General features: G+C 53.4%; 18 protein-coding genes. 7 read left to right on the top strand and 11 right to left on the bottom strand.

Translation table 11 applies throughout. The features are described from left to right. Nucleotides 1–7 precede the first annotated feature (7 nt). On the top strand, nucleotides 8–1,480 hold the full coding sequence (locus tag BN8_RS11200) for a tetratricopeptide repeat protein (RefSeq protein ID WP_040005988.1): 1,473 nt from the start codon (nucleotides 8–10) through the stop codon (nucleotides 1,478–1,480). Between the two features lie 388 nt (nucleotides 1,481–1,868). Next, complete coding sequence (locus tag BN8_RS11195) at nucleotides 1,869–4,238, top strand: ABC transporter permease (RefSeq protein WP_009281975.1); 2,370 nt, start codon at nucleotides 1,869–1,871, stop codon at nucleotides 4,236–4,238. 264 nt (nucleotides 4,239–4,502) lie between these two features. Here the strand turns inward: BN8_RS11195 and BN8_RS11190 are convergent, their stop codons facing one another. Beyond that, nucleotides 4,503–4,976, bottom strand: a complete 474-nt coding sequence (locus BN8_RS11190; protein ID WP_009281974.1) for a helix-turn-helix domain-containing protein — start codon at nucleotides 4,974–4,976, stop codon at nucleotides 4,503–4,505. A 170-nt stretch (nucleotides 4,977–5,146) separates the two neighbouring features. Continuing rightward, a complete protein-coding gene (locus tag BN8_RS11185) occupies nucleotides 5,147–5,962 on the bottom strand; it encodes a 2,3,4,5-tetrahydropyridine-2,6-dicarboxylate N-succinyltransferase (protein ID WP_009281973.1) in 816 nt (271 codons plus the stop codon). A 1,208-nt stretch (nucleotides 5,963–7,170) separates the two neighbouring features. Here BN8_RS11185 and gap point away from each other — a divergent pair. Continuing rightward, entirely contained in the window at nucleotides 7,171–8,166 is a 996-nt protein-coding gene (gene gap, locus BN8_RS11180; protein WP_009281972.1) for a type I glyceraldehyde-3-phosphate dehydrogenase, read from the top strand. Nucleotides 8,167–8,257: 91 nt separating this feature from the next. On the opposite strand, the gene trmB is transcribed toward gap, so the two are convergent. The 3 genes from trmB to BN8_RS11165 are packed head-to-tail and all read right to left on the bottom strand — an operon-like array spanning nucleotide 8,258 to nucleotide 11,148. Further along, the gene (gene trmB / locus BN8_RS11175; protein WP_009281971.1) at nucleotides 8,258–8,914 is read right to left on the bottom strand and encodes a tRNA (guanosine(46)-N7)-methyltransferase TrmB; all 657 of its coding nucleotides are present in this window, start codon (nucleotides 8,912–8,914) and stop codon (nucleotides 8,258–8,260) included. After that, nucleotides 8,901–10,202 carry a bifunctional folylpolyglutamate synthase/dihydrofolate synthase gene (locus BN8_RS11170; RefSeq protein ID WP_009281970.1) on the bottom strand — a complete coding sequence of 434 codons (1,302 nt, stop codon included), beginning with the start codon at nucleotides 10,200–10,202 and terminating at the stop codon, nucleotides 8,901–8,903. Before BN8_RS11170 ends, trmB begins: the two co-directional genes overlap by 14 nt. Before the next feature lie 4 nt (nucleotides 10,203–10,206). Then, nucleotides 10,207–11,148: a hypothetical protein gene (locus tag BN8_RS11165; RefSeq protein WP_009281969.1), complete on the bottom strand. Its 942-nt coding sequence runs from the start codon at nucleotides 11,146–11,148 to the stop codon at nucleotides 10,207–10,209. 192 nt (nucleotides 11,149–11,340) lie between these two features. Between BN8_RS11165 and menD the strand changes: the two genes are divergently transcribed. Beyond that, nucleotides 11,341–13,077 (top strand): 2-succinyl-5-enolpyruvyl-6-hydroxy-3-cyclohexene-1-carboxylic-acid synthase, encoded by a 1,737-nt coding sequence (gene menD, locus BN8_RS11160; RefSeq protein WP_009281968.1) that lies wholly within the window; start codon nucleotides 11,341–11,343, stop codon nucleotides 13,075–13,077. A gap of 44 nt (nucleotides 13,078–13,121) precedes the next feature. Here menD and BN8_RS11155 read toward each other — a convergent pair whose 3' ends face one another. Next, nucleotides 13,122–14,054 carry an SMP-30/gluconolactonase/LRE family protein gene (locus tag BN8_RS11155; RefSeq protein ID WP_009281967.1) on the bottom strand — a complete coding sequence of 311 codons (933 nt, stop codon included), beginning with the start codon at nucleotides 14,052–14,054 and terminating at the stop codon, nucleotides 13,122–13,124. Between the two features lie 197 nt (nucleotides 14,055–14,251). Here BN8_RS11155 and BN8_RS11150 point away from each other — a divergent pair, with 197 nt between their 5' ends. Further along, nucleotides 14,252–15,322 carry an aldose epimerase family protein gene (locus BN8_RS11150; protein WP_229367904.1) on the top strand — a complete coding sequence of 357 codons (1,071 nt, stop codon included), beginning with the start codon at nucleotides 14,252–14,254 and terminating at the stop codon, nucleotides 15,320–15,322. Nucleotides 15,323–15,412: 90 nt separating this feature from the next. On the opposite strand, the gene BN8_RS11145 is transcribed toward BN8_RS11150, so the two are convergent. Next, complete coding sequence (locus BN8_RS11145) at nucleotides 15,413–16,444, bottom strand: tetratricopeptide repeat protein (RefSeq protein WP_040005742.1); 1,032 nt, start codon at nucleotides 16,442–16,444, stop codon at nucleotides 15,413–15,415. A 7-nt stretch (nucleotides 16,445–16,451) separates the two neighbouring features. Between BN8_RS11145 and BN8_RS11140 the strand changes: the two genes are divergently transcribed. Both BN8_RS11140 and BN8_RS11135 read left to right on the top strand, forming a co-directional pair. Further along, nucleotides 16,452–16,700: a hypothetical protein gene (locus BN8_RS11140; protein ID WP_040005987.1), complete on the top strand. Its 249-nt coding sequence runs from the start codon at nucleotides 16,452–16,454 to the stop codon at nucleotides 16,698–16,700. Nucleotides 16,701–16,717: 17 nt separating this feature from the next. Then, complete coding sequence (locus BN8_RS11135) at nucleotides 16,718–17,638, top strand: AraC family transcriptional regulator (RefSeq protein ID WP_009281963.1); 921 nt, start codon at nucleotides 16,718–16,720, stop codon at nucleotides 17,636–17,638. Nucleotides 17,639–17,670: 32 nt separating this feature from the next. Here BN8_RS11135 and BN8_RS11130 read toward each other — a convergent pair whose 3' ends face one another. Genes BN8_RS11130 through BN8_RS11115 form a run of 4 tightly spaced genes read right to left on the bottom strand, consistent with a single transcriptional unit; the run spans nucleotide 17,671 to nucleotide 23,443 of the window. Beyond that, nucleotides 17,671–18,912 carry a mandelate racemase/muconate lactonizing enzyme family protein gene (locus tag BN8_RS11130; RefSeq protein ID WP_009281962.1) on the bottom strand — a complete coding sequence of 414 codons (1,242 nt, stop codon included), beginning with the start codon at nucleotides 18,910–18,912 and terminating at the stop codon, nucleotides 17,671–17,673. 12 nt (nucleotides 18,913–18,924) lie between these two features. Further along, nucleotides 18,925–20,022: a WD40 repeat domain-containing protein gene (locus BN8_RS11125; RefSeq protein WP_009281961.1), complete on the bottom strand. Its 1,098-nt coding sequence runs from the start codon at nucleotides 20,020–20,022 to the stop codon at nucleotides 18,925–18,927. A 23-nt stretch (nucleotides 20,023–20,045) separates the two neighbouring features. Then, nucleotides 20,046–21,131 carry a hypothetical protein gene (locus BN8_RS11120; RefSeq protein ID WP_009281960.1) on the bottom strand — a complete coding sequence of 362 codons (1,086 nt, stop codon included), beginning with the start codon at nucleotides 21,129–21,131 and terminating at the stop codon, nucleotides 20,046–20,048. 14 nt (nucleotides 21,132–21,145) lie between these two features. Next, nucleotides 21,146–23,443, bottom strand: a complete 2,298-nt coding sequence (locus tag BN8_RS11115) for a CehA/McbA family metallohydrolase domain-containing protein (protein ID WP_009281959.1) — start codon at nucleotides 23,441–23,443, stop codon at nucleotides 21,146–21,148. Nucleotides 23,444–23,468 lie beyond the last annotated feature (25 nt).

The raw sequence follows: 23,468 nt of genomic DNA, 5'->3' as shown, positions 1-23,468 counted from the left end.
CTTACTCATGAAAAAAACTGCTTTAGCGCTGCTGGTTTGTTTACTATCGGCGGGGGCATACGCTCAGAACCAAGGGCAGAACCAGCAGGGGCAAAGCGCTCAGGGCGCAAACGCTCTGGACGCTGCCATGAAAGAATCCCTTAAGAAGGATAAGGAAAAGAGCGACAAAGCCATTACGGAAGAAAAATCGGCGGCCAAAGCGAATACCTGGCTGGACCGGGCTAAAACGTACCAGAACATTGCGGCTCAGGCCCCCGAACTGGATCCGAATGCCGCTACGGTAGCGTATGATGCGTACAAGAAAGTAGTGGAACTCGATAAGGACAAGAAAGGTGGTCCGGGCCGATTGGCTAAAGAAGCTGATGAAGCGTTGAAAGGCCAGAGTATGTACGCCACGCTGATGAACGCCGGAGCCGCCAAATACCAGGCCAAGGAATTTGGTGAGGCTGTGAAGCTGATGCGCATGGCCGGCGACATCATGCCGAAGGATACGACGGCCGCTTTGTTCACCGGTATTGCCGCCCAGCAGAACCAGGATAATACCCTGGCTAAGGAAGCGTTTGAGCGCTATGCTGTCAATGGCGGTAAGGACCCCAGCGTATACTATTCACTGGCTACGCTGTACCGCAACGATAAAGAAACCGATAAGGCTATGGCGGCTCTGGACAAAGGCCTGGCTGCGCTGCCGGGTAACAAGGACCTGCAGGCCGAAAAGGTTAACATCATGCTGTCGTCGGGTCAGACCGAGCAGGCTATTGCCAGCATGAAGGAACTGGTGGCTAAAGATCCGAACAACGTACAGAACCTGCTGAACCTGGGTATCCTGTATGACAATGCCGCTGGTAAATTAAGCGAACAGATCCGGAAAGCGGAAGGTGAAGCCCGTAAAGGTGGTGATGCTCAGAAGAAGCTGGCTGATGACAAAGCGACTCTGGATGCCTACACGGCGGAGATTGCCCGTCTGAATGCCGCCCTGAAGAAGCAGCCTAAGAATGCCGCTGAACTCCGTCGCCAGTTAACGGATGTACAGAATAAGCAGAAGGAACTGAAAGCGAGCGTAGCTCAGGCGCAGACGGAAGCACAACAGGCGGCTTCAAGTCCATCGTCGGAAGGTGCCGGGCAGCTAGGTGACCTTAAGAAGCAGTACGAAGAGCAGCGGGCGCAGGCCAAGCAATACTACGATAAAGTATTGGCCATTGAACCGAATAACTACGACGCTAACTTTAACCTGGGCGTTTTCTACTTTAACGAAGCGGTTGAGTTGAAGAAGAGCGTAGACCAGATGAGCATGGCCGATTACCAGAAGAACGGTAAGCAGATTGATGGTCAGGTATGTGGTAAGTTCAAGCAGGCGGAGCCGTACTTCCTGAAAGCGAAAGCGGTGAAGGAAGAAGCTGACCTGGTTGAAAACCTCAATACGTTGCAGAACGTTCTGAAGCAATATGAGCAGAACAAAATCGTCTGCGTAGAAAGCAAATAAGGATTATAGATACGAGAGGGAGGCAGTCATCAGCAGGTGGCTGCCTTTCTTATGAAAACTTTACTTAACATAATATAAATTATACAACAATTCGTATGCTACCGGAATGACTAGTCAAAATCCAGTATGAATACCTATCTTAACGAATTGTTAGGCTATAAGAATAAGAAAACTCGGCGCCTATAGTGACCCGGTGAGACGGTACGTTTGACCGGAATAGAGAGGGCGTCATTGATCCGGTTATCGTTGTGTCCGTAAGTGGACGAACTATTGTCCGGCAGCGGACGGCAATGCAATTACCGACACTGATTCCGAACTGGAAACGCCGGTTAGACAGGCTGGCAAACTATTTGGGGATTGTTGCATAACTGCTTATACCTGATCGATCATGTTTCGTAACTTCCTGATGGTCGCGCTACGCAATCTGACCAAACAAGCCCTCTTTGCCGTATTTAATATCCTCGGTATCGCAACGGGTATTGCCTGCTGTGTTGTGGTTTATCTGCTGGTTCAGCATCATTATTCGCTGGATGCCTTCCACGAAAATGCGCCCACTATTTTTACGGTCAACCACGTGCGGCAAGCAAATGGCCAGTCCGAACTGTGGGCAAGTTCTCCCGACCCTCTGGGACCGATGCTTCAGAAGGATCTGCCCCAGATAAAACGCGTCGTTCGGTTTGACGGCACCAGCGCCGTTGTCAAATACGGTGCAAACGTATTCCATGAGTTTGTGCGTCTGGCAGACCCGGACTTTTTCCGAATGTTCAGCTTTCCGCTGCAGGCGGGACAGGCTGATCCGTTGCGGGACCCGTCCGGCATTGTTTTATCAGAGGCTATGGCCCGAAAGTATTTCGGAAACAAGGCCGCAGTCGGTAAATCGCTGACGGTGCTCTTTGCGGGCAATATCCGCCGGAACTTTACTGTAACGGCCGTAGCCGCTCCATTCCCCAGAACGGCCAGTTTCAGCTTTGATCTATTGGTGAATTATAAAGCCGGAAACGCAGTAGGCTGGGTTGAAAACGATTGGAAGCGGCCGGTGCAGGCTACGTTCATCCAACTAGCTAAACCGACGGATGCGGATGAGGTAGCTAATGCGTTAGGACGGTATGCCAGGCTGCACAACGCGATAAACGACCAGTCCCCTATTCAATCGTTCTACCTCGAAAACATTACAGATATCTCCCTCAATTCCCACAAAACCCGGCATTCGCTCAGCGGGGGTACATCCCCTACCGGCCTGATTATACTGGCGGTGTTGGCCGGTCTGGTATTGATCATGGCCTGTTTCAATTTCATGAACTATACCCTGGCTACGTCAACGACCCGCTTCCGGGAAATTGGCGTACGGAAAGTGTTGGGCAGCACCCGCCGACAACTGATTCATCAGTTTATCGGGGAAAACCTGATGGTTGGTGGTCTGGCTCTGGTGGTTGGACTGGTGCTGGCCAACACGCTGTTCCTGCCTACGTTTAGCCGACTCATCGATTACTACCAACTCGAATTTAGCCTGGAACAGAACTGGCAGCTCGTGGGATTCCTGGCGGCATTAATTGTCGTGATTGCGCTGTTGTCGGGCGTATACCCGTCGCTGTACGTTAGCAGCTTCAATCCGATTACAATCCTAAGCGGCCGGCAACGGCTCGTGAGTCGGAACGGATTGATGCGAACGCTGCTGGGACTACAGTTTGGGCTGGCCATGTTTACGGTTTCGTCGGCTATCCTGATGACCCGCAACGCGCAGTTTCTTCGTCGGATGGACATTGGGTATGTCCCTTCCGATCTGCTGGTACTTCGCGTACCCGATGAGCGGGGATTTAACCGGCTTCGCGACGCGGCTGCCCGATTAGCCGGGGTGACGCGGGTGGCGGGTTCGCAGGATCAGATTGGGCGTTCATCCGATCAGACCATAATACTGGAAGAAGGAACGACGAAAACGACGGCGGATCTCCTGCGGGTGAGCGCGGACTATCTGAGTACGCTCGGGATACGGATCAACCAGGGACGCAGCTTCCTGCCCGACTCCCCTGCCGATGCCGCGCAGGCTGTTCTGGTCAATACAGCGCTGGTGAAAGCAATGGGCTGGACGACGGCGGTTGGCCGACAGGTGCGCTTGCAGGACAAGCTGTATCGGGTGGTGGGCGTAGTCGATGATTTTAATTACCGCTACTTCTTTGTCAGAATCGCTCCCTGTGTGCTGCGGTTGAATACGCCCGAGCAGAACCGGGTGCTGACCCTGAAGGTTCAGGGCGATGAGGTCGAAGCCGTAACGGAACGGATGAAGGCTGTGTGGCAGCAAGCGATACCGGATGTTCCGTTTGATCTGTCGCGGCAGGACGATGTGTATACCATCAGCTACGACGAATCGCGCCGGGTAAAGGACGTATTTACGTACGTAGCCCTTCTCACACTGATTATGTCGACGATGGGACTGTTTGCGCTGGTGTCGCTGAACATTGCCCGCAGAACAAAAGAGATCGGTATTCGAAAAGTGCTGGGAGCATCCGCTATCAGTATTGCCGGTCTGCTGAACCGGGAATTTCTGGTGTTAATTGTGGTGGCAGGTGGTATCTTCCTGACGTTAGCGTACTACGCACTCTCGGCTATCCTGGATGCAAACTATGCGTACCATATTCCCGTTACGTCGGGCGTCTTCATAAATACGCTGGTAGGAATGCTACTGCTGGCAATGGGAACCATTGGTGTACTGGTCTTCCGGGTAGCAACGGCAGCTCCGGTTCAGGCACTACGATCTGAATAGATCCATATCGTATCCGTTTAACCAATTTTTCGGCATTTATAAGACTAGATCCACAGGATTATCCACAAGTTATCCACGTGGAACACTAAAGTATTGCTTTACAGCCTGTTAGCCAATCGATGTAAAAAACGGCCAAATTCACCCCTACAGGCCGTTTTTTCGTGGGGATAAGCTTCGTGGATAAATGATTGATTCAAGTGATACTTAATTACCAGGTTCCTGGTTTAAACGTAGTATAGAACCACTATTTATACGAAGACTAAATTAAGATAAGCTGGGCGAGTATTCCCGGAAAGTTCCATCCGTATAAAAGATCAGAATCCGTTCTACTTTCTTATCGCTGGATATAGACGGGGTGGTTGTTTCAGGAGCGGTGGCCGGGAGATCGGTTGGTATAGGGGCAATTTCACTTCGTTGGCTTCTAACTACAGAAGGAATAGTAGCAGGCCCATTAGTTCGGAACGAGACAGGGCGTTCTTGCCGGTCCTCAACCAATCGACTGACAGGGCGATTATAGCCAGTAGGTACAGCGCCCGATGCATCATCTTCCATAATCCATTCATAACCCAACTCCGGGAATCGACGAATTATTTTCTGGATAATATCAAAACTGGGCCGATTTCTTCCAGATAGAATATGCGAAATACTCGAGCGCTGAACGCCGATTTCGTCGGCGAAATAGGATGGCGACAAATTTTTGTCAATCAGGATCTGTTTAATCTTGTCATTTATAGTCATACTATTTAATAACGTAAATTGTCTATTGTTTATTTACCTATACAAATATAAGGACGCTTTGTAAATATACACAACAATATACAATGTTAATCACAAAGTCCAATCGTAAATTAACATATACAAACATTAAATTGATTGAACTTTGTGTATTAATGAATCCTGTTACTGAATTAAACAGATACGTTATTTTCGCGTAGAGCGTCGTTCAACGAGGTTTTCAGATCTGTTGACTCTTTGCGCTTCCCAATGATGATAGCACAGGGCACCTGAAAAGAACCCGCGGGGAATTCTTTGGTATAGCTTCCGGGAATCACAACCGAATTAGCAGGAACGTATCCTTTATACTCGACCGGTTTATTACCGGTGACGTCGATGATCTTGGATGAACCGGTGATGGTTACCCCAGCCCCTAATACGGCACGTTTACCAATATGGGCTCCTTCGACAACAATGCAGCGAGAACCGATAAACGCACCGTCTTCTACAATGACGGGTGCGGCCTGCGGTGGTTCCAGTACGCCCCCAATGCCAACCCCCCCACTCAAGTGAACATCCTTACCGATCTGCGCGCAACTGCCGACAGTTGCCCAGGTGTCGACCATGGTGCGTTCATCAACGTAGGCACCAATGTTTACATAAGACGGCATCAGAATTACGCCGGGTGCCTGGAAGGATCCGTAACGAGCTACAGCCGGTGGAACGACCCGAACCTTAGCTTCCACAAAATTTGCCTTGAGCGGAATCTTGTCGTGAAACGAAAAAATACCAACCTCCTCAGGCTGCATCGAGCGACTGACAAAGTACAGCAGAATTGCTTTCTTCACCCACTCATTTACCGTCCACGTTCCATCATCTGTAGTCGGGGGGGTGGCCACCCGAAGTTCTCCCCTATCTAATTTGTTGATTATAGTGTCAATCAATGATCGACTGTCGGGGTTATTCAACAATGTTCTGTCCTGCCAGATTTGGTCAATGACGTCCTGCATAACTTAAAGTATTGATTTACATAAAAAGCAATAACACCCTGATAATTAAGGGTGTTACGCGATGAAACAAAATAATATTTGGTAGTAATTACTGAGCCAGTACTTCAGTGATTACAGCTTATGCAAAGGTAATTAAGTGAGTTATATAAATAAAATATATGCTTTCTGAATCCTGAGTTTTACCAGATGATTGGGATCAATTCGATCAGTAATAACACTTGTCTGTGACATGATAGGAACCCCTTTATACAAGACTGTGTAAAACTTGACTCACCTGTTTTAGCCTGCTGATGACAAAAAGGGATGTATCAGCATCTATCGAGATATTGGGCAAAAGTCGAGCCAATGCACAATTGCGTAATGCGGTTATTAAATTGGAGTGGAGATAAAACCGAAGCTGACAGGAATAAAAAAAGTAAGCGTCTTGGTTAAGCTGCCCTTACCGGGGGAAATAGATTCGTGAAATTTTTGATCATAGTTTGAGTGAGTTTTAAGACCTGGATGCAAATTCTTTAGCTAATAATCTTTTCCCATAAATGGAGAGAGATAACCACACATAGTACCGATCGTCAAAACCGGTGGGATGCTATTACGAATAATCTTATTTGACGTAGCTTCCTCGAAGCCGATAATCTAGAGGCCTAATGGTGACTAGTAGGATGATCCGGATAATCTAATGAATGAATATAACAGACAACGTATGCGCGTCGGGGTGAGTTTGATCTAAATAACCAGGGCAACGAAGGAAAATTAGTAAAAGAAGCCATACGACTTAAATATATCAGTTGGACTACTCATTACAAGCCAATCAGAATCTACAAGAGAATAAGCAGAGTAAAAAATAGGTAAAATTTGAAAAGTATAGTATGAAACTTGCTTTACTATAAACAAGTATAGGAAGACTTTATAGTGTTAGTAATAAAAGTAAGATAAGACTTAGTATTTCATAACTTCTACTCCCCCACTCTATTAATAAACAGTACCATTTAGTAAAATGATTTATATATATTAGTATTTAGTAGTAAAATTAGCAATATTTACTAATATAGTTAGCAAAATATAGTATTTCAGCTATAATTTACTAATATTTATGCTAAATACTACAATTCATTACTAAAATATTTGCTATTAATACATATTTGCTAAAACTATATGACTCCCTTATTAATCCGTATATTTGAGCCCGAATCAAACCACTTGTTAAGTACATGGAAAAAATTCGTGTTGCGATTAATGGATTTGGCCGTATCGGCCGTTTGTCGTTCAGACGTTTATTAGAAAAGGAAAACATCGAGGTAGTTGCAATCAATGACCTCACTGATAACGCTACTTTAGCACACTTACTTAAATACGACTCCGTTCATGGCCGTTTTCCTGGCACGGTTGAATCAGACAGTGATAGTTTGACGGTGAATGGCGTAAAGATTCATGCCTATGCAGAGCGTGATCCTAAAAATCTACCCTGGGCTCAACTCAATATAGACGTAGTGCTGGAATCAACCGGTCGCTTCGTTGACGAAGCCGGTGCTGGTATGCACCTGCAGGCGGGTTGTAAAAAAGTCGTTATATCAGCGCCTGCTAAAGGCAACATTCCGACTGTTGTACTTGGGGTAAACGATGATACCCTGACCGGTGATGAGACGATCGTATCAAACGCATCCTGCACCACCAACTGTTTAGCACCAATGGCAAAAGTGCTCGACGATGTATTTGGGATTGAAAAGGGATACATGACAACGATCCATGCGTACACCGCCGACCAGAATCTACAGGACGCCCCCCACTCCGATCTCCGCCGGGCTCGGGCCGCTGCATTATCAATCGTTCCGACCTCAACAGGCGCTGCTAAGGCCGTTGGCCTGGTATTACCTCAATTAAAAGGGAAACTGGACGGGAATGCGATGCGCGTGCCGACTCCGGACGGTTCATTAACTGACCTGACAGTTATTCTGAAGCGGGAAGCCAGCGTAGAAGAAATCAATAACGCGATTAAACAGGCATCTGAATCGTCACTGCAGGGAATTCTGGAATACTGCGTCGATCCGATTGTTTCAGCAGACATCGTTGGAAACCCGCACTCCTGCATTTTCGACGCTAAATTGACAACTGTCAACGGCAATCTGGCGAAAGTAGTTGGCTGGTACGATAACGAATACGGTTACTCAAGTCGAGTTGCTGATCTGATGACCATGTTATTTAAGTAAATCGTATCAAATTGTAAGCCAGGGAGTTCAAATATTAAATTGTAAATTGGTTTACATAATTAACTTTATTAAAAGGGTGTGGTTTTGTAAACTACACTCTTTTACATTGTAAATAGTTTATTGTAAATCCCTTGTCAAAAAACAATTGTTCGTACTTCGTCTTTATACCAAAGTGAATTGCATTGAGTGGCGAGTTGTACAGATCAGTTGTATATTGTAAATCGGTAAATCCTTCTTCCTGCAACACCTGTACGCTGTACGCGAACAATTCCGGGTTATCGGTCTTCAGATGTAATGTCCCCTGAGGCACCAGAATCTGTTTGTAAAGTGACAGAAACGACGGATATGTCAGTCGATGTTTTTCCTGTTTCGGGCGCGGTTGTGGATCGGGAAAGGTAATCCAGATTTCGTTAACCTCTCCCTCTTCGAAAAATTCAAGCAGATACCGGATGTCCGTGCGCAGGAATGCTACATTGGGTAGCCCCAGATTCATGGCTGCCTGAGAGCCCCGCGCAATCCGATCGCCTTTGATGTCAATCCCGATGAAATTTTTGGCGGGAAAAGCCTGGCTCAAGCCAACCGTATATTCACCTTTTCCGCAGGCTAACTCGAGCACGATGGGGTTCGTGTTCTGAAAATATTCATCTCGCCAGCGGCCTTTACACGTTTTGTAAAACGGTTTACCAAGCTCAATTACGTTGGCACTCTCCTGATTTTGTAAAAATCGGTGTTGTTTACGACGGGTCACGTATTGTATTAGTTAATTCGGCAATAATGTAATTACTTCCTGTGATCAGGATCAGATCTTCGCGAGTGGCGTTCTGTTGTGCAGCTTCCAGGGCTTCGTTTACATCGCTGAATGCCTCACCAATTAAACCCAGTTCAGCCGCTTCAGTTCTTAAGTCCTCCGCCGATAATGAACGTGGCGTGTGTGCCTGGCAGAAATAGTATCGGGCCGCGGTCGGTAGCATCTGGAGTACATGGGAACGCTCCTTATCAGCTACCATACCGATTACCAGATGTAACACGCGGTGCGGCATCGACTGTACAGCAGCGAGCACTGACTGTATCCCGGCCTGATTATGGGCGGTATCCGCAAGGACAACGGGTTGGTCATGCAGGCGCTGGAATCGGCCCTGTAAACCGGTTTGGGTCACCACTGCGGCCAGCCCGGCGGCAACCGCATCGCGGCTAACCGGCCATTGGGTTTGTAACTTTTCGACCGACGCCAGTACGCCCGGGAGATTCTGCATCTGATACGGGCCGGTCAAATCCAGCGTATAGACCTGCGTTTGCTGGTTTACGTCGGTGACCTCTACCCGCCGATACCCATCCCGCATCCCCTCATCCCGGACCGTATACACCTGATCGGCGAATGTTATGGATGCGTGATTACGGTCGGCAACCTCTCGAAAAACCGGCACCGTTTCGGACTGGGTTTCGCTGATGACAACCGGCACACCTGACTTAATAATCCCCGCTTTCTCCCCGGCAATCTGCGGCAGCGTATCCCCCAGCACATCCTGGTGATCGTAGCTGATGTTCGTGATAACCGATAGCCGGGGGGTAATGATGTTGGTCGAATCCAGCCGGCCCCCGAGTCCCACTTCGATGACGGCCAGGTCGACCTGCTGCTTGGCAAAATAGTCGAAGGCCATGGCCACGGTTACCTCGAAGAACGAGGGTTCCACGGCTTCGATCAGGGATTGATGCTCCGTCACAAAGTCGGCTACGTCGGCTTCGGCGATGGGGTTTCCATTCAGCCGGATTCGCTCGGTAAACGATTTCAGGTGGGGAGAGGTATACAGCCCCACCCGGTACCCCGCCGACTGGTAGATACTCGCCAGCATATGGGACGTACTGCCCTTGCCATTCGTTCCGGCTACGTGTATGGAACGGAATTTCTGGTGAGGATTTCCCAAAGCGGCACAGAGCCGTTCTGTGTTGGCTAATCCCGGCTTGAGCGCTTTCGCTCCAATCCGGTGAAAAACCGGTAACCTACTATATAAATAAGCGAGTGATTCACTATAATTCATACGTCTACCTGGCGCTGATGTTAATCGTCAGCGTACCGGTTGCGACCCCGGCGGGTGTGGCCGATCCTTTCGGCCGTAACTTAAACCGGAGTACCTGCCGCCGGTAAAAACTCTCGACCGCGGGACTCACGGTCTGTTGTACGGGCCGGGCCGTTACGATGTTGCCGTCGGCATCGACCTGCACCCGGTACACGATTTTTCCGTCTTCGTCGGAATCGTCGCGACTCAGGTTATTATTACCAAACACCCAGCCGGATACATTCAGGGCGACGCCCGAACTGGCCCCACCGGGTTTACCGTAGTATTCTTTCGCATCCAGCTTACCGTCCGGATTGCCTTTGTCGCCCACCCCGCTGGCATCATCACCGTTGTTATTACCACCAGTTCCGGACGCCCGGCCTACCGTACCGTTGGAGCCACCGCCCCCCGACGACCGTTTATAGAGTGCATTCGGGTCAACGGTCTCTACTTTTTTGACCGGTTCCGCACGAGGGGGAGCCGGCGTGGGTTTGGGTGCCGTGGCTTCGACCTTTTTCGGTTCAGCCTTTTCAGGTACACTCACCGGACTCTCGACCTTACTGGCTATATCCGGTTTTTCGGCAATGGTTTTGCTTGTTTTCGCTTCGACAACCTTCGGCACCGGGGCTACGGGCGTTCGTTCGACCCGCGGGGTCGTCGTTACTTTCGGGTTGGGCCGGTCCTCGGCTTTCTTCACCTCTTCGGCCCTGGGTGAGGGGTTAGGCCGGTTGAGCGTCTGGATACGCCCGCTGCCGATGGCATCGGTACCAAAGTTTACCTCCACAAACTGAATGGGCGGTGGCTGGGGGACAGCATTCGACAGGTGAATCAGCAGCAGCAGAGCCAGCACCACCAGATTGATGGCCATTGCCCCCGCCAGCGCTTTCACCCGGACTTCTTTTTCGTTCTCGAACGTAATGCGGTTCATGCGGTCGTCGCTTGAGTTTTGTTAGTAACGCTGAATTTGACCGGTTCGTTTATTCATTGAGTATCCTCTACCGGTTCCTGTCGACAAAGAAACAAAAATTCCGGGAGCAGCTACCTGTACGGCCCACAACACGGGTACCAGTGAGCAGACATTTTGGTTATACTTGCGGCCACATTCCCCACGCACTGCCGTATGCCCATCCTTCAGCCCATTGTTAACCTCGCCGAGATGCTGTTTCAGAAAGGAATCACCGATGTGGTCGTTTCGCCGGGTTCACGGTCGGCTCCGCTGACGCTGGCAGTGGCCCGACACGGCCGACTGCGCGTTCGGGTAATGGCCGACGAACGGGCTGCCGGTTTCGTAGCGTTAGGCATGGCGCAGCAAAGCGGGCGTACCGTTGCCGTGATCTGTACGTCGGGCAGTGCGGTATACAACCTCGCCCCGGCCGTGGTGGAAGCCTATTTTCAGGACGTACCACTGCTGCTGCTTACTGCCGACCGCCCCCATGAATGGCTCCACCAGCGCGATGGGCAGACCATCGACCAGTCCGGTCTGTTCGGTACCCACGTCAAACGGAGCTATGATCTTCCGGCCGATTATACCCATGCGGATGCGCGCTGGGCCATCGAACGCTCAGTCAATGAAGCCGTGAACCTGAGTCAGCTTTTTCCCAGAGGCCCGGTCCACGTCAACGTACCGTTGCGCGAACCGTTTTATCCTAATCCGGATGAAACGTTCCGTTACGAGCAGGTCCGGGTTGTGGAGACGCTGTCCGCATCCCCGCAGTTGTCTACCGACACCTGGCATCAGCTTCAGGCCGAGTGGGAACGGACCGATCGCAAACTGATTGCCGTGGGACAGATGCCCCGCGACCCGGAGCTGCTCAGCGTTCTTCAGCAGATCAGCGACGAATGGGGGGTTCCGGTCGTGGGTGAACTAATCAGTAACCTCCCCCGCAATGGCCAGTTCATTACCCGCACCGATACGTTCCTCTCGGGTATTACGCCGGACAGAGCCGAAACCATGCGGCCGGACCTGTTGCTGACCTTCGGCGGCTCGTTCCTGACCCGCAACCTGAAAACGTTCTTCCGGCAGTACCCATCCCGGCAGCACTGGCACGTACAGCCAACCGTCGATCGGGTGGTCGATCCGTTTCAATCGCTGACCCGGCTGATTCCGGGTGAGCCCACGGCCTTTCTGCAAAAACTGTTCGCCGATCTGGATTACCAGCATTTTCTGCAGGGGGATGATGAGGACGATTCACGGACGTACCTGCATCACTGGCAAACCGCCGATCGGCAGGCCGCCCGACTGGTCCACCAGACCATATCGGATTCGGACAGCCCCCTCACCGACTGGACCGCAACGCAGCAGGTGCTGGATCAACTGCCGACTCATTCGGTTCTCCACCTGGCTAATAGTATGCCGGTTCGGTATGCTAACTTGTGTGGGATTGATGAACGCCAGCAGATCAGCGTGGCAGCAAACCGGGGAGTCAGCGGGATTGACGGCTGTCTGAGTACGGCCGTGGGTGCAGCTCTGGCCACCGATCAGCTCGTTACGCTCCTCATCGGCGACGTAGCGTTTTTCTACGACCGTAACGCCTTCTGGTCGGCACCGGTCCCGCCCAACCTGCGCATTGTGCTGCTCAATAACGACAGCGGACATATTTTCCGGATGATCGACGGGCCTGGCCGCCAGCCGGAACTGGAGACGTATTTTGAAACCCCCCACGGCTATACCGCCCGGAATACAGCCGCCGACGCCGGGATTATGTATATTACTTGTAGCACAAAGGCTGAACTGGCTTCCCTCCTGCCCGACTTCTTCCAACCGGGCGACCGGGCGACACTGCTGGAGATTACGACCGATAAACGGGTCAATCAGTCGGAGTTCGCCAACTATAAACAACGCCTGACTTCCCTATAGGCTATCGACTATAACTATAGTTATAGTCGATAGCCTATAGGGCCTTACTCTACGCCCTTTACCCGCATCGGTAGTGTGTACACCGACTCGGATGCGGTAATGAACAGCGTCCGCCGATCTTTTCCGCCGAAGCAGAGATTGCCTACCCACCGCGACGGCACAGGGATATTACCCAGCTTTTTACCCGTGGGATCATACACGGTTACCCCCCGCCCTGTCAGGTAAAGGTTTCCTTCCGCGTCGAGGGTCATACCGTCGGAGCCCTGTTCAACGAAGAGCTGGCGATTGGTCAGGCTGCCATCCGGGTTAATCTGGTATTTGTAGGTCTTGTTCGCCCGGATATCCGCTACGTACAGATACTTGCCGTCGGGAGTACCGACGATTCCGTTCGGCTGCTGCAACGTGCTATCAGCAACTACCGGCTGTTTCGTTCCTTTGGGTAAATAGTATACACTCTGTTTTTTCAGGTCCGGCTCCTTACGCGTCCAGTAATTTCGCTGGTAATACGGATCGGTGAAGAAAATCCCGCCCTTCGGCTCCAGCCACAGGTCATTCGGGCCGTTGAGCCGCTTGCCCTGGTAATCGTTCAGCAGTACCGTTACCGATTTATTGGTGGGGTTAATAGCCCAGAGTTCGTTTTTGTCATCGGCGCAGGCAATGATGTTCCCCTGCTTATCCATGTACAGCCCATTGGAGCGGCCGGTTTTGTCCATGAACACCGACAGGGTCCCGCCCACGTCGTACTTCCAGATCTTATCGTTGGGCTGATCGGTGAAGTACACGTTGCCCGCCCGGTCGACGGTGGGGCCTTCGGTAAAGGTAAACTGGTTGGACACCTGGGTGAGGGTCGCCCCGGGCGCCACCACACGGACGGAGTCAACCCGCCCGGCGGGGGCCGACGGCTGGGCTACGGCCAGCGAAAGTGTAGAAAAGCAAATGGCGGCCGTCTGAAGGGCAGTTCGGCAATACGTGTGCATGACGAGATAAGCTGTTTGGCAGGAAAGCTACGAAGGTTCAACAAATACTGCTTTAATCAGCAACCGATAAATTAGAATTCGGGGGGCAGTCGCTTTTCATGGCGTAGCCAGTCCGGTCACCGCAGCACGTTAACTCTACCCTTATGCACTACGGCAGCCTGTTTTTTCTCATCAGTTTTCTTTTTAGCAGCAGTACCATGCCCCCACCCTCCCGCAGCATTCAGCGTGAGCTGTTCGGTACCTTTCCCGACGGCCGCGAAGCCCACCTGTTTACCCTTCGCAATGCCGCCGGTATGGAAGTCAAGCTTACGAACTACGGCGGCTACATCGTTTCCTGCACGGCCCCCGACCGTAGCGGTAAGTTTGAAAACGTCGTGCTGGGGCTGCCGACCTTTGCCGACTACCTGAAAGGAACGCCCTCGCTCGGTCCGATTATCGGGCGATTCGGCAACCGCATTGCCAACGCCCGATTCACCCTCGACGGCCAGGAATACACCCTGGCCACCAACAATGGCAGGAATCACATCCACGGCGGTCCGCAGGGATTTGATAAAAAGTTGTGGGACGCTACGCCTAAAGACGGCGCTGAACCGGCCCTGCAACTTCGTTATACCTCCCCCGATGGCGAGGAAGGCTACCCCGGTACGCTGGGGGTGACAGTTACGTATACCTTACAAAAGGACAACGCCCTGCGCATCGACTACCAGGCGACAACCGATAAACCGACCGTACTGAATCTGACTAATCACGCGTACTTCAACCTGAGCGGCATGAAGCAGGACGTACTGAACCACGAACTGATGATTGCAGCCGACCGGTTTCTGCCGACCGACCCGGGACAAATCCCGACCGGCGAACTGCGGCCGGTAGCCGGTACGCCGTTTGACTTCCGCAAACCCATGGCGATTGGGACGCATATCAACGATACGTCGGAGGAGCAGATTCGGCTGGGCCACGGCTATGACCACTGCTGGGTCTTCCAGGACCCGTCGAACAAGCTCAAACTTGGCGCGACGGTCTACGAACCGGCCAGCGGTCGGCGGATGGAGATGTTTACGACTGAACCGGCTGTGCAGCTCTATACGGCTAATCATCTCAACGGGAAGCTGCAGGGCAAAGAAGGGGTTCCCTACGTACGTCGGTTTGGACTATGTCTGGAAACCCAGCATTTTCCGGATTCGCCCAACAAACCCAGCTTCCCCTCCACGGTGCTCCGCCCGGGACAGACGTACCGCTCCACGACGCTGTACAAGTTTTCGGCGAAGTAGGGTTTATCCGGTTAAACGCACTCAATCAAAACGCCCCACCAGATTGGATACCTGGTGGGGCGTTTTGATTGCTACGTAGCCAATCTGTTTCTACCCACAGTTTTTTGCGCGGGCGGTTCGGGCGGATTCGTCCCCGGCGATGTCGCCCCGACGCCAGGCTTCGCAGGCGGCCGCCTGATTGCCCGATGCCTGTTCGGCCTGACCCAGGTAATAATACAACTGGTCTACCGAAGGGTCGAGTTGTTCAGCCCGGCGGAGTTCAGGTAGCGCTTTATCCGGTTGTTTCTGTCGTAGATAGTAAAGCCCGAGGTTCCGGTGCGCCCAGGCGTTCTGATCATCGCGCCGGAGTGACTGCTGCAACAACGGCAGCGCTTCGGCATCGCGGTTCAGCATCAGCAACAGGTACGCTTTGTTGTTGACGTAGTACGGCTGTCCGGCCTGCACGGTCAAGGCCTGGTTTACGTAGGTGAGCGCTTCGGCGTACTGCTCCCGGCGGGCCAGCAGCAGACTGAGGTTATTGAGGGCCGCATCCTGCTTTGGATTCAGTTGCAGCGCCCGGCGGATGTCGGCCTCGGCCTGCTCGTAGGCTTTCTGGTTGTAGTACAACGCCCCCCGGTTGGTCAGCGCTTCAACGTTGGTTGGGTCGAGTTGCAGCGCCCGGTCGTAGGCGACCTGCGCCTGAGCCGGGTTGTTCAGCCGGACGTAGGTATCCCCCAGCCGGGTCTGGAAAAAGGTGGAGTCGCGGTAATCCGCTTCAATCCGCTGCAGGTCGGCCAGACTGCCGGCCGCGTCGCCGGTTTCCAGCCGGGCTTCGGCGCGATTCAGGTAGGCCGCGCCAAAATCCGGGTCCGCCTGAATCGCCTGGGTATAGTCGGCGAGTGCCCCCTCACGGTCGTCATTGCGGAACTTAGCCAGTCCCCGGTTGTTGAACGCGTCGGCAAAATCAGGCTTTTTTTCCAGCGCTTCCGTATAGTACCGGATGGCTTCCCGGTATTCGCGCTTTTTGAGCTGAACGTTACCCTTCAGAAAAAACTGGGCCGCTTCGTCGGTTCGGTCGGTGCACTGACCGAACAAAACCGCGACAACCCCCAGAACCATTATCTTTGTGATCCACTTAGTCATGTTGTTGATGCGTTTCCTGCAAAACATACCTCATCCCCAACTCAGCATTGGGCTGTATGCCTGGAACAACAAATATATTGTCAAAATAGAAGCCGGTCCGTACGAACAGACCTATAAAGTCAGTGAACTGGACGTAATCAGCCCCGACGACGTACCGGCGCTGCTCGACGAGCCGTTTCTGGCGCAGGTCGTCCGGCGCTTTCAGGAGATGGATACGGACTGGCAGGCTACCCTCGAACGACAGGACTTGTTGTAATACGGCAGCAGACCGGTATGGACACGCACCCCATCAAAACCTACTCGGGCGAATCGTTCCGGAGCAGTTTCATGCAACCCGGCGACGGGGTAAATACCATCCTGCACGCTGATTTCGGCCGGTTTTTCATCGTTCCGGTCGAGCAACTGATTCGGCTGATCAAACTCCCGGTACCGCCCACCCGCGTTACCAACCACACAATCATCTACCTCACGGAGGGTGAAGGTAACATTTCCATCGGCAGTCAATCGGTACGCTTTCGGCAGGACGAGTGCGTAGTGGTGCCGGCCGGACAGGTGTTTTCGTTCGAGCGGGAGGAAAACAACCGGGGCTACCTCTGCAATTTTCACCCGGACTTTATGATCGGTAAAATTGCCCGGGCGGAACTACTCCGGGATTTTTCGTTCCTGCGGATCTGGGGGAATCCGCACATTCGGCTCGATCATCCTTCCTCCACCCACGTAGCGCACTTGTTTCAGCGATTGCTGCACGGCTATGCCGCTCATGGCCTCACGTACCCGGACATTCTCCAGGCCAACCTGATTGCGCTGCTCTGTGAACTGAATCTTGGTGCGCAACCGACATCAACCGCCCCCCAGACGCACGCGGTGACGATTGCGAATCAGTTTCGCGAGTTGCTGTTCGAGCATATCAAAACAACGCATCGGGTCAGCGATTATGCCGATCGGTTGCACATCACCCCGAACCACCTCAACAAATGCGTCCGGTCCGTTACGGGCAAATCCCCCACCCGCTGGATCGACGAAGCCATCATCCTGGAAGCCAAGGTACTCCTGCACCAGAGTTCTTTGTCGGTGAGCGATATCACGGCCGAAGTGGGCTTACTGGACCAATCTTATTTCAGCCGGTTGTTTAAAAAGTACGAAGGCATCACCCCACTGGCCTTTCGTCGGCAAATTCATCCAGCGCAGGAATAATCTCTTCTTCAGTAACCGCAAGGACGCTAAAATTACAACACGCGTTCGGCCCCTTTCCAGATGCCCTCGTCGTACTGAATACCAAGGCCCGGTGTGTTGGGGATAGCCATTTTGCCATTCTGCACGCGTATGTCGGGCGAGTACCACGAAGCCGGTTTCTCGCCGGGGTTGTACACAAACTCCTGCAACCCGTAGAGGTTTGGTGCCAGAGCCGCCACCTGCCAGAACGGGGCAATCAGTGGGTCAGCTTTCGGCGTGTGCGGGGCAACCTGTTTACCGTGTTGGCCTACGATTTTTGATACCTGCAACGTCCGCAGAATGCCGCCGTTGTAGTACAGATCGGGCTGGTATAGGTCATAAACACCCGTACGGGCTAGCCGCTCGAAGCGGTACAGGCTGCTGTCCTGCTCCCCACCCGCCAGCATGATTTTCGATAGCGCCTGATTCACCTGCCGCATACCTTCTTCATCCTCAAAGCTGCACGGCTCTTCGAAGATAGCCACGCCATAGCTTTCCAGGAACTTACCCGTTTCAATGCCTTCCGTCGGCGTGAATGACCCGTTGCCGTCGGCGTAGATCGTTATTGCATCACCCAGTTTTTTGCGCACCAGCGGCACAAACTGCCGGGTCCGTCGGTCGTCTTCCGGGGTGTTCATCATCCGGCCACCCACCTTGATCTTTACCCCTTTGGCACCCGTAGCAGCCAGTTTCCCGGCCAGCCGATCAACTACTTTTTCGGGTGGTTCGCCACCGCGGTAGAAATCGGAAATGTACACCCCGTATTCAGTCCGGACGGGTTTGCCCAGTAAAGCGCACACGGGTTTGCGGGCCACTTGCCCCAGCAGATCCCAGGCAGCAATCTCAACCGATCCGATGCAGTTCCAGAGTGGCATCCCGGCGTATTTATAGTTGCTGTTGAGCCGGTAGGCATTGTCGACGAGCTGGGGCAGGTCGCGGGCGTCCTTCCCGACAAAGTGCGGCAGTACCAGCCCTTTCAGCAGCGACGTCAGATTAGGCATGCGGTCATTGCACTGAGTAATTCCCCTGGCTCCGTCCTCCGCCGTAACGACCAGCAACATTCGCTGCTGGGTTTTCAATAACTCAACCGAACGAATGATGACCGGATTTGGCACGATTTTCTTCAGGTCGGGTAGCGGCCAGGTTGGCAATGCATCCGCAGTGGCCTGATGGGTTCCTGGCCGTGGGGCGGCACCCGTCAGGCCGAGGGCCGCCGTAGCTGTGAGTGTTTTCAGGAAATCAAGTCGGTTCATCATCGGGGGTAAGGGTTACTTTTCGGCTTTCAGGTCTTTGTTCCTAAGGTACTTCTTTTCCAGCTGCTGATAAAAACCGGGTGGTTGGTGGCTCAGATTGGACTGCATCAGATACAGCGACAGCAGACCACTGTCTTCGTGGGCGGTGAGCAACAGGCGGCCATCCGCCGAAAAATCGAGATATTCGGTCCGGGGGCTGGGCTGCTCAAACACCTTTTGGCCGTCGCGTAACCTGTAAAAGGTAAACTTTCGCTGGTGCCCGCCCGTCACCAGAAAATTGCCGTCGCTGGTTAGCGCCACGGCTTCCAGTTTCAGCGGTTCGGGGAAGCTTTGCAGGAGCTTGCCGGTTTTGAGGTCATGTACCCGCGCAACGTTGTCGAAGCCCCCGCTGGCAATCAGTTTGCCGTCGGCCGACACCCGAACCGACTTCACCGAGCCGGTAGCGCCTTCGTACGTGCGGAGTACCTGTTTTTTTTGTACGTCGATCAACCGGACAAACCCGCCGTACTGTACTTTTTTGGTTTGCGGGTCCGGTGTCTGGATGTTGCCGGCCACAGCTAACAGCTTATCGTCGCGGGTAAAATCCAGTGAGTTAACCGTCGAACCAACCTTGAGCGCCCCGGCGTTCGCGAACGTATCGGCATTCCAGAACAGGACCTCCCCTTTTTCGGAGCCGGCGGCAATCAGCTTGCCATCGTACGACCAGGTGATACCGTCCAGGCCGCTGTCCACCTCAATCTGTTTCAGTACCTTACCTGTCTTCGTATCCCAGATTTTAACCAGAAAATCTTCGTCGCCGGTCACGAATCGCTTGCCGTCGGGCGCGAAGGCAATGCACTCAATCTCCGCATTCTGTTCCTGTTCCCACAACAGCGTTCCGTCGGCCACACGCCAGACCATCACGCGGGGGCCGAACTTGGATACCGATACGGCCACCCGACCATCCGGCGAAATCCGGGCCGATTCTACGGAGCGAAGCGCAGGCGAAAAGTCGGCCACCCGATGCCAGACCGGAAAAACCTCCGGCACATCGGGGTTGTAGATGGGCTCCTGCGCCAGCACAACAGCAGGCAGTAGGATGAGGAGCACAACGAATAGAGTTGGTCGTTTCATACGTGTTAATTGGTTCAGGCCGGTTACTTCGCTTCAATATAAAACAACAGGTCCCGCCAGGTACAGACGTCGGGATAGCCATTGGTACCGGGGGGAATAGCCGTTCGCTGGGCAAGGTCAGCGGGAAAATGAGCCGACGCATAGGCTTCCGCGTTGGAAGGATCAGTGAATGGTCGCGTTGGATCAGCCGCAACGGGCGGAAATACACCATTCCCATCGCGCCGGATACCGTGACCGTCCGGGTACTTGCCGTAATAGTTGTTGGCCAGCGTGAAGCCGCAGTTGGGGGCCATTTTGTCCAGCATAATAAGAAATGCGTATTGCTTGCCCGGCATCAGTGTTATGAGCTTGTCGGCGGGCAATGCAAACCGAAGCAGCCGACCTTTCAGCTTTGGGTGATCGGGCGGAACGACTTCGGTGTCGGTACGGTACGGCCGGTCCGCCGGTGCGGGTCCGGCAAAACCAAAGGCCCTCCTGCCCGGAAACGTCGCACCCGAAAACACGGCCAGCGAGGTGTAGGCCTCGCCTGTGAAATAATCGTCGCGGGTATGAGGAATTGAATCCGCAAGGCGGTTATGCGGAAAACCATGAAAAGCTTCGGTTCCGGGGCCGGAGCCATTGTCGTTCAGCACCGGCTCGCCCGATACGGCAAAGACCTGAACAGATAAGCCCGCGCCGTAGGTGTTTGGGCGAACGGCGTTGGTACCGTAGCCGGTGGCAACCGTAATGGCCGTTAAGGTTTTTGGCGTTTTTCCGGTGTATTGGAACGTTTGCCCCAGGTCGCGGTCACGTTTGATGTAAGGCAACTCACGGCCATCGGGTGTAAAATACCCCCAACTGTCGGCCGTATAAGGTGAGCCGCCCGACCATTTGTACGTGTTCTCGCTCTCAAAATTTACGGACGTATTGCCCGCGCCTTTATCAGCCCCTGCATACGAAGCCACTACGTTGCGGGTAGGAATCTGTTGCAGCAGCGACAGTTTCAGGCCGGTGGTACGGGTAGAGGTTTGTTGGGTAGTATGCTCACTACGAACGCCTGGCACCTGTTGGGTTACCGGCAACTGTAGAGCCAGCCCTAACCACCCCGCTATACTAAAGCTGTATTTCATGTTCGCGCTTTTTCTTACTGTCTGGTCGTTGGATCAGGCTCCAGCCGCTGGGGCTGCCCCATTGCCCCGTTGGTTGCTACGTCCCAGGCGGCAAACCGAACCCACTTCTTGCCGGTTGGATCGAACGGAATGGTAAACCGCTTTTTACCGAATGGGGGGAGGTCTGTTGTGGGGATTACGTTGCGGTGCGTCTGTACGCCATCCCCCCAGACAACCTCGACAAAATCGAGCGGGAACGTCCATTCAACGTCGGCCGTCAGCCGTCTCTGTTCACCCGTACCGGTGAGGGCGAACGACGTAATGAGCACTTCGCCGGACGTGACAAAAAACGCTCCTTCCTTCAGGGCCTTGATAACCGGCGACATATCATCGACCGTAGGCACGCGATCAATTTTTACGTAGTTCACCGGCGACATGCCGTAGATGTCATCGTAGGGTGGCTTGCCCCGCTCTCCGTAGTCGGACCGTGTTTCGGAAATGGCCATCACGTGCTTCAACGGCCGGTTGCGGGCCGTCATCCAGTTGTTTACTTCGTCCCACAAGGCAATAAACCGGTATTCGCCAAGCCTGCTTTCGGAGGCATCAATGCCCATGCCCCAGCGGTAGCCTAATCCAAAATACCGTTCATGGAGGAAATGGGGTGTGTCTTTAATCGCATCGGGGTAGCCGGTTGACCCTTTTGTGCGCGGGTGAGGCATGGAGATCAGTGCGTTTTCCCGTTCAGTCATCGCCATCAGATCGGCCGGGCTACCCAGGTTGTACACCGGGCCGTATTTCGGGTGTTGTTCCACAAGCGGCTGACCCGGTTTTCGGGTGTTCCGCCAGAATACCGGTTTGGAAAGCAGCAGATCGTGATGCCCGCCCAACTCGTAACTACGGCCGTCTGTGCTGTTTTCGTCGTGTGGCATCAGCAGAAAATCCTTGTCGGAATGCAGCCGGGCGGTCTGATAATAGGTCGCCTGGGCCTCCAAAAACGAGTCGTCCACGGCGTTACGGGCCTCCCCCCGAACCCCATCAATCACCCCGAACAAATTGATGCCGACGCTTTTAATCGCTTCAATATCGTTGATCCGACCCGAGCCGCCCGCGTCGGTAAATCGTTTCACCAGGCCTACGTGGTAATGATAGCCCATCACTTTGTAGCCGGGTAGCGGCTTAAAAAAATCGTGGTGGGTGTAAGCCAGCGCCTGTTCGATCACCTGCTCTCCCGAATCCGGACTCAGCAGAATAAACATAGGCATCCGCTGCCACGTACCGGGCCGGGCACTGTACAGGGCGAAATTGTGGGAGAAATGCGGGTCCTCTTCATAGTCGGCCTGCCGAATGCCCAACGAAAACGTCTGGGCGGAGTCGGTCCGGTACCAGCTATAACCTAAGTTCTGCTCAGTTTCGCGGGCCCAGAAAAAACTGTGCGGGGGTGGAAACACGGCCATTGACCCGGCTTCGGTTTCGACCGCTATGAGCCGGTTGCTGCTTTTGACGGTGACGGGCGCTTTATCGGGTGGTGTTCCGAAACGCACCTGTTGCCAATGGCGGCCCAGGTCGCGCCAGAGCAGACGCGTTGATTGGTGTCGGGGCATCCCCGACAGGCCCGCGTCGAATTTGAAGGCCACGGACGGGTCTTCGGTTTTAGCCATCAGCGTTTGCCGGATCAGGCCGGACCCGCGGAAAATGTCATATTGCAAATACCCGCTAAAAATGCCTGCCTGAACGCCGTCGAACCGGATTTCCATCCTTGCCCCGTTGGTACGTACCGCGCCTTCTGTTACCTGATACGTGGCTGTTACGCGTTTGATCTCGCTCGCCAGTCGGGGCATACCCGGATGGTTGGCAAACCGGGCGAACGCCGGGATGGCAGTTTTGTGAGACAGGGGCGGCACATTGCCCGTAAGCAGGGGGGCATCCCAGAAGGCGTCCCACTTGATGGCATTCAGGGTACGTTCGGTCAGGGGTATGCCTAATTTTTCGAGGGGTTCGGTTTGTTGCTGGGTCACGCGCCGGATGGCCGAGGCAACCCGGTATTCAGGCGTCAGTTGGGTAGCCAGCCGTTTCCAGTTGCCGCCTTGTTTACGAACGGCCAGTCTGGCCAGTTTAGGCGTACCCTGATCCACCACAAAATAGGCCCGGTAGTCGGCGTTAACACCACCGGCCCAGGCCAACAGCAGGGTATCGGCCCGCACGGTGGCCGTCAGGCCCGGTTGTGCTTTGTAGGCGGCCAGGTTCCAGCGGATCGGGTCCGCGTTTGCCTGCACACCGACAACCGTACGAAGGGCGATGTAACACGAAAAGAAAAGAAGTCGGTACGGGTTCATACGTCTCTCAGATGCGGTCGGTTGT

Origin of the sequence: Fibrisoma limi BUZ 3 (genome assembly GCF_000296815.2) — a bacterium.
Classification (GTDB): domain Bacteria; phylum Bacteroidota; class Bacteroidia; order Cytophagales; family Spirosomataceae; genus Fibrisoma; species Fibrisoma limi.
The sequence above is the reverse complement of the archived record's forward strand: the minus strand, read 5'-3'. Positions and strand labels throughout refer to the sequence as shown.